Origin of the sequence: Methanosarcina barkeri str. Wiesmoor, assembly GCF_000969985.1 — an archaeon.
GTDB classification, from domain to species: Archaea; Halobacteriota; Methanosarcinia; order Methanosarcinales; family Methanosarcinaceae; genus Methanosarcina; species Methanosarcina barkeri_B.
In genome coordinates this window covers 1,833,269-1,847,727 of record NZ_CP009526.1, presented here as the reverse complement: position 1 = coordinate 1,847,727, position 14,459 = coordinate 1,833,269, and the positions used below count along the sequence as shown (strand labels likewise).

General features: G+C 40.0%; 10 protein-coding genes. 7 read left to right on the top strand and 3 right to left on the bottom strand.

Annotated features, from left to right (window positions below; genetic code table 11):
- Window positions 1-53: 53 nt before the first annotated feature.
- Window positions 54-1,313, bottom strand: a complete 1,260-nt coding sequence (gene coaBC / locus MSBRW_RS07860; protein WP_011308177.1) for a bifunctional phosphopantothenoylcysteine decarboxylase/phosphopantothenate--cysteine ligase CoaBC — start codon at window positions 1,311-1,313, stop codon at window positions 54-56.
- Window positions 1,314-1,800: 487 nt separating this feature from the next.
- Here coaBC and MSBRW_RS07855 point away from each other — a divergent pair, with 487 nt between their 5' ends.
- The 3 genes from MSBRW_RS07855 to MSBRW_RS24220 all read left to right on the top strand — a co-directional run bounded on the left by MSBRW_RS07855 (window position 1,801) and on the right by MSBRW_RS24220 (window position 4,267).
- Window positions 1,801-2,697, top strand: coding sequence for a Vms1/Ankzf1 family peptidyl-tRNA hydrolase (locus MSBRW_RS07855; RefSeq protein ID WP_011308178.1), 897 nt, complete (start codon window positions 1,801-1,803; stop codon window positions 2,695-2,697).
- A 197-nt stretch (window positions 2,698-2,894) separates the two neighbouring features.
- Window positions 2,895-3,626, top strand: coding sequence for a YoaK family protein (locus tag MSBRW_RS07850; RefSeq protein WP_011308179.1), 732 nt, complete (start codon window positions 2,895-2,897; stop codon window positions 3,624-3,626).
- A gap of 371 nt (window positions 3,627-3,997) precedes the next feature.
- Window positions 3,998-4,267: a transposase gene (locus tag MSBRW_RS24220; protein ID WP_080565394.1), complete on the top strand. Its 270-nt coding sequence runs from the start codon at window positions 3,998-4,000 to the stop codon at window positions 4,265-4,267.
- 183 nt (window positions 4,268-4,450) lie between these two features.
- Here the strand turns inward: MSBRW_RS24220 and MSBRW_RS07845 are convergent, their stop codons facing one another.
- Complete coding sequence (locus MSBRW_RS07845; RefSeq protein ID WP_011308180.1) at window positions 4,451-5,197, bottom strand: class I SAM-dependent methyltransferase; 747 nt, start codon at window positions 5,195-5,197, stop codon at window positions 4,451-4,453.
- A gap of 777 nt (window positions 5,198-5,974) precedes the next feature.
- On the opposite strand from MSBRW_RS07845, the gene MSBRW_RS07840 reads away from it, so the two are divergent.
- The 3 genes from MSBRW_RS07840 (at window position 5,975) to MSBRW_RS07830 (ending at window position 8,545) form a co-directional block, all read left to right on the top strand.
- Entirely contained in the window at window positions 5,975-6,766 is a 792-nt protein-coding gene (locus MSBRW_RS07840; protein ID WP_011308181.1) for a 23S rRNA (uridine(2552)-2'-O)-methyltransferase, read from the top strand.
- Window positions 6,767-6,985: 219 nt separating this feature from the next.
- Window positions 6,986-7,633, top strand: coding sequence for a histidinol phosphate phosphatase domain-containing protein (locus tag MSBRW_RS07835; protein ID WP_011308182.1), 648 nt, complete (start codon window positions 6,986-6,988; stop codon window positions 7,631-7,633).
- Between the two features lie 549 nt (window positions 7,634-8,182).
- Window positions 8,183-8,545 (top strand): hypothetical protein, encoded by a 363-nt coding sequence (locus MSBRW_RS07830; RefSeq protein WP_011308183.1) that lies wholly within the window; start codon window positions 8,183-8,185, stop codon window positions 8,543-8,545.
- A 424-nt stretch (window positions 8,546-8,969) separates the two neighbouring features.
- On the opposite strand, the gene MSBRW_RS07825 is transcribed toward MSBRW_RS07830, so the two are convergent.
- The gene (locus tag MSBRW_RS07825) at window positions 8,970-10,433 is read right to left on the bottom strand and encodes an Ig-like domain repeat protein (RefSeq protein ID WP_011308184.1); all 1,464 of its coding nucleotides are present in this window, start codon (window positions 10,431-10,433) and stop codon (window positions 8,970-8,972) included.
- Window positions 10,434-11,199: 766 nt separating this feature from the next.
- On the opposite strand from MSBRW_RS07825, the gene MSBRW_RS07820 reads away from it, so the two are divergent.
- Window positions 11,200-13,872 (top strand): phosphoenolpyruvate synthase, encoded by a 2,673-nt coding sequence (locus tag MSBRW_RS07820; protein ID WP_011308185.1) that lies wholly within the window; start codon window positions 11,200-11,202, stop codon window positions 13,870-13,872.
- Window positions 13,873-14,459: the final 587 nt, after the last annotated feature.

The following is a 14,459-nucleotide window of genomic DNA, read 5'->3' as shown; positions in this document are numbered from 1 at the left end:
AAAATGTTTCTGGATTTTTGTGAAATACTCTGGGATACTTTGCAGCAGATTTTTTACTTTAACAGATCGGCTGCCTCTTCAAGGATAAAGGCTGCAAGTTTGCGTTTATTCCCGCTTACGTGCCTTGGTTCATTTTTTTTCTGTCCAAGCAGGTACAGTTCATTCTCCTCAGTGCCCATTCCACCTTTTGCGACATCATTTGCTGCAATCAGGTCCAATTTTGAAGTTTTAAGGGTTGAGGCTGCCCTTCTGAGGAGTTCTTCTTTTTCAATTCCGGTTTCAGCCTTGAAACCTATAATTACGAGGTCAGGATACTTTTGACGGCATTCCTTAATCAATTTGCGGGTGGGCTTCAGTCTCAAGGTGAGTTCTCCTCCCGATTTTATCTTTCCGGGAGAAGGTTCGGCTGTATAATCTGCAATTGCTGCCGAACTGATAAGAACATCGTACTCTTTCTCGAGTTCCGAGAGTACAGCATCAGTCATGTCGGCGGCACTCTCTACAAAAACCTCCCTGATTCCTGCAAACCCAAGCCGGTCTCTATGAACCAGGGTTACATCAGCTCCCTTGCGATAAGCTTCAAGAGCAAGCTCCCTGCCGGTTTTACCTGAAGCCCGGTTCGTGATAATTCGGATGGGGTCTAGACTTTCGGCAGTAGAGCCGCTCGTGATAATTATTTTTCGGTTTTCAAGGGTTTTGTTTCCGAGAGCTCTTTCTACCTCGAGCACGATTTCTTCATTTGCTGCAATTTTTGCAACGCCTTCTTCAAGCCTGGGGCCCACAATAGATATTCCCCAGCTTTTCAATCTTATCAGATTCGCAGCTACAGCCGGGTGCCTGAACATTGATTCGTGCATTGCAGGAACAACCATCAAAGGTATACCAGAGCCGAGGGCAGTTGTTGCAAATGAAGTTACAGGAGTATCATCTATTCCGTATGCGATTTTACCAATGGTGTTTGCAGTTGCAGGGGCTATAAGGAGAAGGTCGGCCCTGCCCTTGAGCCCGCAGAACTCTACATGTTCAACCCTGCCTCCAAGTTCGGTAATTGCTGGATTTCCGGTAGCATAGTGCAGGGCATCAGGGTGCAGAATACGCGTGGCAGCCTCTGTCATAACAGCATGGACCTCAGCCCCGTTTCTGATTAGCTCTCTTGCAAGTTCAACTACCCTGACTGCTCCAATACTTCCCGTGACACCAAGAACTATGGTTTTTCCGGCAAGGGAAGAGCTCTTTTGCCCCTGGATCCAGAGTGTGGGGTGGAACTTTTCGGCTCTGGACCCGGGGGCCTTTTGCTTTTCTTCATTATCCATTTCATCTACTCAATCCGGCCCCTTTGACCGGGGCTTTCCTGGTTAGGGTCTTTCTGCCTGTCTGGGTTTAAAAGTGTTTTAATGATGATCTCATTCAGGCAGCGGAGTGATTCATAAGGTTAATAATCTGGGAAATAATTTCTTAAATCAGCTTGCTTTTCAGAAAATGCTCCTGAAAACAAAGTGACATTCAATACGATATTATTAAAACTTTCGAAATAATAAGGATTAAAATTAATTAATAAATAAACTTTATAGAGAGTTATTATTTTATTAATCCGACATCTGAGTTAAAAATAATCAGACATCTGAAGTTAAAAATAACAGTGTGTGAGGGAAGTAGATTAACGACAAAAAAGCAAAAAAAGAAGCCTCTGAAGTTACGAAAAACGGCTTAAGTACATTTCTTGGGAAGATTTCAGGAAAAGAACAGCTCGAACTTGAGATAGAGAGTCTCAACTCGCAGATTGTTAAACTGGAACTTGATTTGCAGAGTGCAAAAAACCAGCTTGAAAAAAAAGAGATTCTTGCAAGGCAAGCGGTTTCGGACAGGCAGGAAGCTGAGGCTCTTTTAAATCAGGAACGTATTCGCACCCGGACTCTTTCCCACGAGCTCGAAACAATCAGAACCGAATCCGAGGGCAAACTGAAGTTCCGTGGGATTGAAAACCTGAGCCTGCAAGTTGTTCAGGCTTACCTCTCCAAGCTCAAGTCCTTCCACGCCCCTGCAGGCGGCCTGCTGACCGCTTACCTACCTCCTGGAACCCGACTCTCAGGTGTGATAAGTGAAAAGGCTCTTAAGCGCGTGGAAGAGGAAACCCGTACCCTTCTTGACAGGCTTGAGCCTGAGACCGGCCTTGTACTTTTTTATGATCTTCACCGTATGGTCTGTGAAGCTATAGCTCCTCCTTTTCCTATCACTTTCCCAGCCTGGGAGCTTGGGGATAGTTTTGAGGTCTCTTTGCTTGAAGAGATCTTAAGTAAGGACTACCGCATGCTTGTCCTTGTCCTGCACGCCGGCGAATCCTTCATAGGTTTTGCTCCAGATGCGCAGGTTTTCGATACCGAAGAGCTTATCCGCAGCAGCGTAAAGGAAAAGCACAGTAAAGGAGGCTTTAGCCAGCGCCGTTTCGAACGCCTCAGGGAAGAAGATATCGCACACCACATGGATAAAGTCCTCGAAGTCCTGGACAGGGTTCTTGAAGAAAAAAAGCTTATTGACTGCGTTATTCTGAGCGGGGATTTTCAGCTAATTGGGGAAATCCGGAAGCGTCTTCCTTTCAATCTAGATATAATCGAAAAGCCGTCTGACATCAGAGTCGAAAAAGCAGGCAGTGAAGAGATTCTCAGGACGGTCTTGAGCTCAAGAAGATATCTGCTTTGAATGCAAGGACACTTGCTGTAAGATTTCAAGAAAGATATGTTGTAAAGTTCCAAAAAACGTTGGAAAAAGAAGAAACTTCATTTTTAAGAAACTCTCTGTGATACACCTTTTTTAAAAATGGTTTATGTTTTATAAAAAAGTTTAAATATATCTATGTGTAAGGCTCGTTACTATTAAATAGAGCTGTTTGAATTCGAATGATAAAGATGCTAACATTGAAAAATGAAAGAAAAGAAAGAAAAACGCGTTTATGTAACTTTACCTCTGAGTCGGTGGAGCTTGGAATACTTCTTGCAATTGTAGGGGGATTTCTGGACGCTTATACATTCGTTGGAAGAGGCGGAGTTTTCGCTAATGCCCAGACTGGAAACGTCGTGCTTATGGGCATAGAAGCTGCAGCAGGAGACTGGAGACAGGCAGTGCTTCATGCTGTACCTATTCTGGCATTCATGGCTGGAGTAATAGTTGCTGAGATGATTAAAAGTCCTTCAATGCGCCTGCCTATACCGGAATCTGAAAGGGCAGTTTTAATTCTTGAAACTGTAGTCCTTTTTATTGTAGGCTTTATACCTTACACCAGTCCAGATATCATAGTGACTGTTACAATTTCATTTGTCTCTTCGGTTCAGATATCTTCATTTCGCAAACTCGTTGGTTCTACGTATAGCACAACAATGGTTACTGGAAACTTACGTTCAGCTACACAGGAAGCTTATATCGCTTTCACAAAAAAAGACGATGAATCGGCTTGCAGAACCGTTCGATACACTACAATTAACCTTTCGTTTCTAGCAGGAGCTATTTTAGGAGGGTTGCTTACATCATTTATTGGGGTTAAAGCCGTGTGGATACCTGTTATCGTGCTAATATGCTCTATAATTTTGTTCAATAACGAGCGTAAGGATGAGGCCGTTGGTATTGAAATATAAGACTCAGTGTTAGTAACAGTAGATTATTAACAGTAAACTGGTGAATCACTGAAACCAGATCAATAGATTCGTAACATTTAGAGTAGTAACATTTAGAGTAGTAACATTTAGAGTAGTAACATTTAGAGTGAGCCTGTTTCAAATTTATATATAATTTAATATTATTATAAGGGGAATAGTATACACTTTGAAGAACTTGGCTAACTTCAATAGGATTATATTCATGCGTCTTCAGTTAAGTGAGGAATCGTGACAAACTGCGTCAATGTCCTTAACATTTGTCAAATATTTTAATAACTTGTGAGATGGAACAGAGCATCGATTTCATGTAAACAGGCTAAAATTTAAAGCCGACTTCTAATGCAAAATCGATAGCTTTCAGGCAAGAAAATTCCCTAACCGATGAACAATGGGATTATATTCGCTTACACCTTCCATTCCAACCTTCGGCTGGGAGGAAGAGAGTAAATGATCGTCAGATTATCAACGGTATTCTTTATGTTCTTATTACAGGTTGTCAATGGCGAGATATGCCCAGAGACTCTTGGAGCAATAAAAATCAGGGCTGGACACAAACCAGTAACAAGATCAAAAGAAGTAGTAGCAGATTCTATTTAAATAGCGACATTTTTGTTTATTGAGTAAAGATGTAGGAACAATTTTGAAACGGACTCATCAATAAATACTTTTAAAAACTTTGTGGAAATCAATGTAATTTATCATGATTCTTACGACGGTTCTCTCTTAGATTTTGTAAATTCAATGTTATCTTAAGTAGAAAGTCCCGCGAAGCCAGAGATAGTCACAGATAACCATTCCCCAGATTATTTCTTCTGACCTACATATGTATACAAATTTACACTGTAAAAATAATGTCCTGTCTTTTCTAGTTGAATTATTTGATCCTTAAATAATTCAAACTCAGTATTTTTGATTATTCCTTTTTCAACAAGTGCTTTAAATTCCTCATTTATCAATGAATAACCCCTGAATCCTTCTTTATACTCGGATTCAGTCACCACATAAGTAAATATATTTCCACTAAATAAGCCTGTCTCGTTAAATACACCTGAAATTCTTCGTCCCATCCAGGCATCACAATCATTCATCCAGGGCTGCTGCCAATCGCTATATGTATGGATAAGCTTTCTATAAAGGTTTTTATCAAAAGCATTGAAAATTTGTGTATCCCAATCAAAATGCGCCATAATAATTTTTCCATCGGGCTTCAGCACTCTATGAATTTCGTGTAGTAATTTACTTTTATTTTTGATGCATTCTAATACATTACAACTGATGATAACATCTATTGACTCGTCTTCGAATTTGAGACCATCTTCTACATCATAAACATTAAATGTAAACCGACAATCCCCTTCAGTCTGCATTTTTGCAAACTCTATCAGGTTAGCCTTAACATCGACACCATACAATTTAGCTTCTTTGCAGGTCCTATTACTAATTTCTATTAGATCATTACCTTTACCACAACCAATATCCAAAAATGTACTGGCTTTTGAAAAGTCTATAAAGGATAAAATATGACCCTGAATTCCTTCTCTATTATACATAGTAAACTACTCCTCTTTCAAAATTCGCAACACAATATCATGATTTTTTGCTTCCGATGTCAGATAATGTTTTCTCACTTCCGACGCCCCTGAGTTTACAGATAAATCCAGAGGCTTACATTTTGCTTGCAAACCTTAGCCTTCCGACGAACCGCCTCGATCCGTGAAGGTATAATTTCCTCTATCTCATCTTCGTAGTACTGTTCCGCATTCTCATCTTTTTATAGATCGGATTACATATTTCCAAGGTAATCACAGTTAGAACTCAGTTAGAACTCAGGGAAAATGCAAATAAATGAGCCTATGGACTTTTTCGTATATCCTGACCCATGTTTGAAAATTTGTGATGTAAGTTCAATTTTTTCGTGATTAGGGCATGTGAGCACTATAGTATTAATGTCTTTGTCCAATTTTTTGGGGGATTCAGAGCCCTTCATTCTTGTTTTCAGCTTTATTAAAGTTTTCAATAGCTTTTTTAAACCCTTTATTTTTGATCTCCACTATTATATTGGAAAATAATCTGGATATCAGATCTTACAACTGTTTGGACATAAAATGGGATACAAATTCGAATTTAATGATACTAACCACCACTGTTGGTTTTTTTCTCTAGTTGAGCTTCACAACAGACAGGGAGTTATTAACCACAAGGATTAGTACGAAATACTTTCAGGATAAAACAATATTTATATATTTAGTGTAATCTATAAACATCTGGCGGCTGACAACAGACTTCTGCGCAATCTATATCAGCTTTCAGCGCAGGGAAGGTAAGCAATGGCAAGAGACAGAAGAGATTACTATTATCGTCAGGCAAAAGAGGAAGGGTACCGATCAAGGGCTTCCTTCAAACTAAAGCAGATTAACGAAAGACATCATATTATCAATCGAGGAGACTCGGTTGTTGATCTGGGTGCAGCCCCGGGCGGTTGGCTCCAGGTTGCAAAGGAACTGTCCGGAGGTAAGGTTCTTGGTGTGGATCTTCAGAGAATTGTGCCTATAGAGGGTGTCGAGACCATTCAGGGCAATATAAACGCAGATTCAACCATACAGAAAATTATTAAGACCGTAGGGGCAAAAGGAGCTGATGTAGTACTTTGTGATGCAGCCCCTAACCTGTCAGGAAACTGGTCTTATGACCATGCAAGGTCAATCGAGCTTGCAACTTCAGCTCTGGAATGTGCAAAAAAAATTCTCAAGCCCAAAGGGAATTTCGTTGTTAAGGTTTTCCAGGGAGACATGTTTAACGATTACATGCAGAAGGTAAGGGATAACTTTGTCCGTACAATGGCTTATTCTCCAAAAGCCTCGCGGTCCCAGAGTGCTGAAATCTACGTTATCGGAAAGAAATTCCTTACAGCTCCGCTCCGCAAAGGAGACAAATTCGTTGTGGATATCGAAAAACTAGGCTCAAGTGGGGACGGCGCCGTGCTCATTGAAGGGTTTGTTGTCTTCGTAAAGGAAGTCGAGGTCGGAGAAAAGGTCAGGATTAAAATAACGGATGTCAAGCCAAACTTTGCTTTTGCCGATGTCGCAGAAAGGCTTGGAAAAACCGAAAAACCTGAGTAATTTTATTAGACACATGGTTAACACAATAGATATATCAATTAAAACACAATAGGTATATCAGTTCACATAAACTACAGTATTTAGTAATGACCTATATATTTAAGTAGTTAAATATACAGCTTAACTATTGAATATATTGGTTAATTAAAAAAACGGTTAGTAAAAATTAATGAGAGTTTATCCCGATTGTAAAAACCACCTTCAAACACGGTGATCCGGTTGATAGATCTTCACACTCACACAATTTTCAGTGATGGGGAACTGATCCCCAGCGAACTTGTCCGGCGGGCGGTTATTCATGGCTATAAGGCTATTGCACTTACCGACCATGCCGATTACACCAATCTCGAACAGCTTATCGAAGCGGGACAGAAAGCAAAATACCTTGAAAATGAATGGGACATCCGCGTTCTATCTGGGGTTGAACTAACACATGTGCCACCAAGGAAGATTGCCCCTCTTGCAAAGAAAGCAAAAGAGCTGGGTGCAGAAATTGTGGTCGTGCATGGAGAGACCACCTCCGAGCCAGTCGCCCCCGGAACAAACGCAGCATCTGTTGCATGTGATTATGTGGACATCCTGGCCCACCCGGGCCTGATCTCCGCGGAAGATGTCGAGAAGGCTAAAGAGAACAATGTCTGCCTCGAAATTACAGCCAGGAACGGACACAACCGGACAAATGGCCATGTTGCCAGGCTTGCCCTTGAGATCGGCGCGACGCTTCTGGTAAATACTGACACACATGCCCCTGAAGACCTTATCACCGATGAAACGGCCCTGAAAATCGCGAGGGGGGCAGGGCTTACCGAGGCAAGGGCGAGAGAAACATTAAAAGCGTCAGCGAGAAAAATAGCAGAGACTGTTTAAACTGTAGTTTCATATTTTTTTCTATTTCTTCCCGTGCTTTTTCTTAATTTCCTCGTTTTGAATTTATTTCTAGGTGGTTTTCGCCGTTCTTTCAGCTTATCCCTTGTTTTTACTACTTCCTCATTCCGTAGTTTATTCTATATTTATTATATTAAAAGAGAAAAATAATTATTCAATCCGCGTTAAAGATTTCAAACAAGAAACAAGTTGAACTGAAAAATATTCAAGAAATACATGAATATTGGCAAATATACAAAGGTTTTTTAGTGTTTGAATCATTTCCTATTCGAAAAGTCAACGCTATCTAAAATACTTAGCGTACTTTAGAGTTAAACTCTCGATCTTCTATTTAATGAATTTTCAATATTCTTTATAGGGCATTTCACCTCAAAAAAATCTAATTGTCTATACTATGTAAAATGTTAGATTTGGATTTGCAGTAAATTCCCAAACTCCCAAAACTGGATTACTGATATTGAAAATTCAGGACTTATAGATACAACCTCTTGAGATTGAGAGTTTAAGTCCAAGAATATTTGAGGTACTATAATGAAAAAAATGAGTTTTTTAGTTATCGGCTTGCTACTTATGTCAATAGTAGCGATGTCAGGATGTGCTGATAATAAAACATCTGACACTACTGCCCCTGCAGAAGAGAACGCAGGCAATATGTCAGCTAATAGTACTATGCCTCCTGGAGGAGAAAACCCAGGGCAGATGCCACCTGACAACGCTACCATGCCTCCCGAAGGAGCTCCAGGTAACATGTCAGGTAACGGTTCCATGTATCATGGCGATGCCCCAGGTAACATGCCAGGTAACGGTTCCATGTATAATGGAGAAGCTCCAGGTAACATGTCAATGCCTCCTGAAGGAGCTCCTCAGGCAGGAAATCCAGGCAATATGTCATAACTTGATTAGTTGGAACATGGCTTTCAAACTGGTTAAACAAGGTTAAAAGGTAGTTGGTTAAATAACAGGTCTACTACCTTCACCTTGACTTTTTTATTATGTTTTAAATTTCTCGCATCGGTAGTAAACGTTTATCCTTAATTGCTAGAGAGAATCAAAAACAATATCTTAGAAGAGATTGAAGAGATACTCTATTTTAGGTGTAATTCTTGTCAGAGTAGCTATAAAAATGCCCTAAAAATCTTATCCGTACTGAAACTGTCTGGAAATCACATGGAAGCCGGAATTACCGAAGCAAGGGTAAGAGAAGCGTTAAATGCATCTGCAAAAAAATAATAGATATTGTTTAAATTATGGTTTTTAGCTTTGGTTTTTAGCTTTGGTTTTTAGCTTTATATTTTTCTCTCTATATCAAGAAAAATATTCAAGAAAAATATTTTTTCTTTATGATATATAGTCCCAGGGATATGATACCACTCACTACTGCAATAATAACACCAGCAACTATTGGATGTTCCAATACAGATTTTTTGGAACTTAGATCTTGGCCTTTTAGTGTGAAAGAAGAGGATGTGCTTGGTCTAAACTGATTATTGCCTTTATATCTTGCTATTATCGAATGTGAGCCATTTGAAAGCAATGAAGTATCCAAAATTGCCTGTCCATCACTTAAAGTTTCAGTTCCTATAGATGTGGCTCCTTCCATGAAGGTAACTGTGCCTGAGGGTTTTTCTGTTACTTGGGACGTTGCACTAACTGTAGCGGTAAGTGTTCTTGATTCCCCAGCAAGAAATCGATTGGGTGAAGAAGTTAAAGTAGTCATTGTTTCTACTCTGGACCCTGGAACAGAACCTATAAACTGACCTAAACCAGAAGGACGAATTCCTACAGAAATTGGCTGGCCCATAACTGTTTTGGTTTCGGTGTCAATTATAGAAACAGTGCCTCCAAGATCATCAGCGGTACCGGAATTTGTCACATATACCTTTGTTCCATTTTTGTTGACTGCAACTCCACAAGGATTTTTTCCTACAGTTATATTTGTAACATCTTTTGTGGTTGTGTTAATCACAGAGACTGTGCCCATGGGAGTATTATGGTTTGCCACATATACCCATTTTTCATCTGGTGCGACTGCAATTCCATGAGGATCTTTTCCTGCAATTAAATTGTCTGTAACTTCGTTGGTTGTTGTGTTAATTACAGAAACATTGCTACTTCCCATGTTCGTGACATATACTTTTGTTCCATTCTTGTTGATTGCAACTCCATAGGGTTTGACTCCTACGTTTACCGTCTTTGTAATATTGTTCGTTACTGTGTTAATCACAGAGATGGTATTGCTGCCGATGTTCGCCACATATACCCTTGATCCGTCCGGGGTGATTGCAATTCCGCAAGGGTCGGTTCCTACAGGTATATCAGAAGCTTTGTTGGTTATCAGGTCAACTGCACGAACTTTTCCATTCAATAATTTTGCCACATATACTTTTTGTTCATACGGATAGATTGCAACTCCAGCAGGTTTGCCTGGTTTGCCTTCTTCTACATTCATCGATGTAATCTCTTCGGTGGCCGTATCAATTATGGAGACAGTACGTCCGGGAACGTCGTCATTACCAAAGTTAGTCACATATACCTTTGTTCCATCAAGGCTGATTGCAACACCCACAGGAACATTTCCTACAGGCACCGTGGAGATAACAGCGTCGGTTGTTGTGTTAATCACAGAAACAGTATTACTTTTTTCATTAGGCACATATGCATATTCAGCGGACAAGTCGCTATGCGCAGTAGCCACCAACTCAACAGATAAAATAATGATTACAAGTAAGAGAAAAGCTGTTGAAGTTAAAAACAGTGAGTATGATTTGCCCCCCTTTCCCATTTATATCTCACCCTTAAAATATATAATATATAGATTAGATTTAGCAAATAAGTTTGAGATGTTTTGAATTTGAATTTATAAAATTCTTAGATTTAAGGAAATCTTTTAGGGATAATGTTCGACTTTAGTTACATTTTAGACAGCTAGTGGTTTAATTTTATTTACTTTTCTTTTAAATTGCTTAAGTCGGAGTAATTTGTAACATTAAAATAATATACTTAGTAATATATAATACTGGGCAATATAATATTTAATAATAGAAACATTAAATAAAGATAAAACGTACTGAACCTGCTAAAAATACTAATTTGGCTACACCTACTACCTTTTTATTATTTCATTTGCAAGAATATCAGATCCAGCAGAGTATCTAGATCAGAAAGGCTTTTGCCTTTAAACCAGAAGAAACCCAAATTCGTTTACTCCTTACTACAATTTCTTTATAAACGAATTTATGGAACCTGATTTCGTGAGATTCTTCACTCAGGTTCTCTGTATAATGTAATGGTTTTCGGGATTGTAGCTTTTAACGAAGTCTTTGAAACCGAATATTTCATTGGTATCAAAAATGACTTTTCTTTGTGGACTCTTTAGCCTGAAGTAATACAATATCTACTAAAAATCTAAAGGTAAAATGAGTTGTAGAGAAAAATAATGGCTTAAGGGGATTTGAGAATCTCCTGCTTTGCGGACAAGCATATAAGTCCTATACTATAAAATCATAATAATATAAAAACCAGGATTTCATTTTTCGAGGTGTATTAGCATGAGCGTTTATGTAATGCACTTTAATGAAGTCGATAGGACAAACTTGCCTGACGTCGGGGGAAAAGGCGCTAATCTGGGAGAAATGGTCAAGGCGGGGTTTCCTGTTCCGCCTGGATTTTGCATTACAACGTCGGCTTACTGTGATTTTATTGCAGCAAGCAATGAGATGAACAAATTTTTTGATTTTCTTGACCAGTTGAAACTGGATCAACCGGACGAAATTAGCAAGCTGGGAAAACTGATCAGGAACCATTTACTAACCATCCCCATATCCCAAACAATTAAATTCTCTATCCTTGATGCATGGAAAATAGTAGGGGAAGAAAAGGCTTATGCCGTTAGGTCCAGCGCTACAGCCGAAGATTTGCCAACTGCCTCTTTTGCCGGCCAGCAGGAGACCTATTTGAACGTAAAGGGAATGGATCAACTCCTTCAGGCTGTGCGGAAATGCTGGAGTTCTCTATTTACCGACAGGGCAATTATCTACCGAATCAAAAACGGATTTGGCCACCGTATGGTCTATTTATCCATAGTGGTGCAGCAAATGATATTTCCGGAGGTTTCCGGGCTTATGTTTACCGTGGATCCTGTCACAGGACACAGGAATATTATTTCTATTGATGCTAGCTTTGGGTTGGGTGAAGCTCTGGTTTCAGGAATTGTTTCAGCCGACTCTTATCAGGTTCTCGAAAGCCAGATTATTAAAAAGCAAATTGCAGAAAAGAAGAAAGCTGTTTATCCGGTCACAGGAGGAGGAACAGTAACCAGAGAACTTGCTCCTGAACTCCAGAACAAGCAGGCCCTCTCTGATGATAAAATTCTGGAGCTAGCCCAACTTGGTCAAAGGATAGAAAAACACTACTGCTCAGAGCAGGACATTGAGTGGTGTCTGGCAGGGGATAGGTTCTATATCTTACAGAGCCGTCCCATCACCACTCTTTATCCTATTCCTAAATTATATGACAATAAACTTCACATATTTTTGTCGCTTGCTCACCTGCAAATGATGACAGACGCCATGAGACCTATGGGAATTTCTGTTTTTCAGGGAATATTTCCCTTTGGAAAAGACTCCACACCCTTTCCCAACCATGTGATCGTGGAAGCGGGAGGCAGGCTTTTTTTTGACGTTACTCCTTTTTTGTACAATAACTCTTTTCGGCGATATTTTATCTGGAGAATTTCTATTGCGGACGAACTAATGAGAGATGCCCTGGCAAAAATAGTCTCAAGCGAGATCTTTCAACAGGAAGCGAAAGCAAACAAAAATACAACTATGCAGATTTTTAAATTATTCAAACCAATGCTTTCGCTCTATCTAAAAGGTATCCTAATCATTGTTAATAATTTATTCTTTCTTGATCCCTCAGGCATCATTCAGCGGGCTACAGCCCCTGTGGAACAGATAACCGATAATTGCAGACGCAGAATCATGCAGGTCTCAGGGTCAGAGCGAATTAAAAGAGTTCAGGAAAGCATGAGAAAATTGCTACAGGAACTTAATGGCAACATGATGTATGTGCCATTATCATTCATTGCCCTGTCCATTGCTAACCGTCTGACCCGGTTATGGCTGGGTGAGGGCCTTGATGTTGACACGCTGAGTAAATCCTCTCCTGGAAACGTGACCGGTGAGATGGGGTTAATGATTGGGGATCTGGCCGATACAGCACGAAAATATCCTGAGGTGATAGATTATCTTCAGAGAGCAGAAGACAGCACTTTTTATCAGGGGCTAGGTAAAGTAAATGGCGGAGATATATTCAGGGCTGGGCTGGACAGGTTCATGGAACTGTATGGCATGCGCTGCCCGGGTGAAATCGATATTTCAAATATTCGATGGTGGGAAGCCCCTACTCTTCTAGTTCCATCCATTATAAACCATATTAAAAGCAATGCTCCGGGTGAGCACCGAAAACGGTTCAGACAGGGCAGGAAAGAAGCGCAGGAAGTCGTACAAAAACTTATGGAAAGTATTAGCAACACCCCTGTCGGAAGCCTCAAAACAAGACTCGTCTTCAGGCTTCTTTTCATTTACCGAAATTCTACAGGCTTGCGCGAATTTCCCAAGTATGTTATTGTTCGATTTTTTGATATCTATCGGCAGGCCATCCTGGCAGAAGCACGAGCTTTGCATCAAAGAGGAGTCCTGGAGAAGGAAGAAGATGTATTTTATTTGTATCTCGATGAGCTGGTTGCATTGTTAGAAAATCATTTTAGTGAGGACCTGAAGCAGCTTATAGATTCCCGTAAAAGAGCCTACGAGCAGTACCAGAAGATGACTCCTCCCAGAGTTCTAACCAGCGAAGGAGAAGTTATTACGAGTGTAAGGAGCGATTTTGAGGCTCCTAAAGGGGCTTTAATTGGAACTCCTGTTTCTGCTGGGGTTGCAGAAGGGTACGTAAAGGTTATCCTCAGACCTGAAGCCGCAAAGCTGGAAAAAGGAGATATTTTAGTAGCGCCTTTTACTGATCCTGGCTGGACTCCACTGTTTTATTCCGTTGAAGCCCTGGTGGTGGAGATTGGTGGTATGATGACACACGGCTCTGTAATTGCGCGAGAATACGGTATTCCTGCAGTTGTTGGTATCGAAAATGCAACCAAAATTTTAAAAGACGGCCAGTACGTCCGTGTTGACGGTACCAGGGGTTTTGTACAGATTCTGAAGTGAAATGAATCTTAATCAAGTATTTCAAAAAAGTCAGGATAATTCTGTTTTAACTTAAGGTGGGAAGTTCTTCATCTAATTTTGTACCATAAAGTGCTTTCATTTTAGAAAGCTGGTCAGTTGATAAAACATAAACTTCTATAAGGTTAGCTTCCTTGAGGGTAGTCCACTTAAGGTTAGCTTCTTATAAGGTTAGCTTCTTCAAAGTTAGCTCCTTAAGGTTAGCTCCTTAAGGTTAGCTCTTTCAAGGTTAGCTCTCAAGGTTAACTCCTTCAAGGTGTTTCCACCAGATGGGTGGAACAGGTCATGACTGTTTAAGAGTAGAGGGAATCTCAGACTCTTCTGTTTTCAGAATTACTAAAGAGCTGGACGAAAATTACTAAAGAACGGGATGAAAATCAGCAACGAGGCCGGCAATTTCAATACTCATTGATATAAATGAAGACTGGATTACTGGAAAAATGTATATACTAATGGAGCTAGTAATGGAACAATAATCAAAAAAGAATACTAAGGGGTACAGAGCAAATTATACAGAAAAATAAGCACATTGCTGAAAAATATCTTCTACTGCTCAGGATTTAACTTTA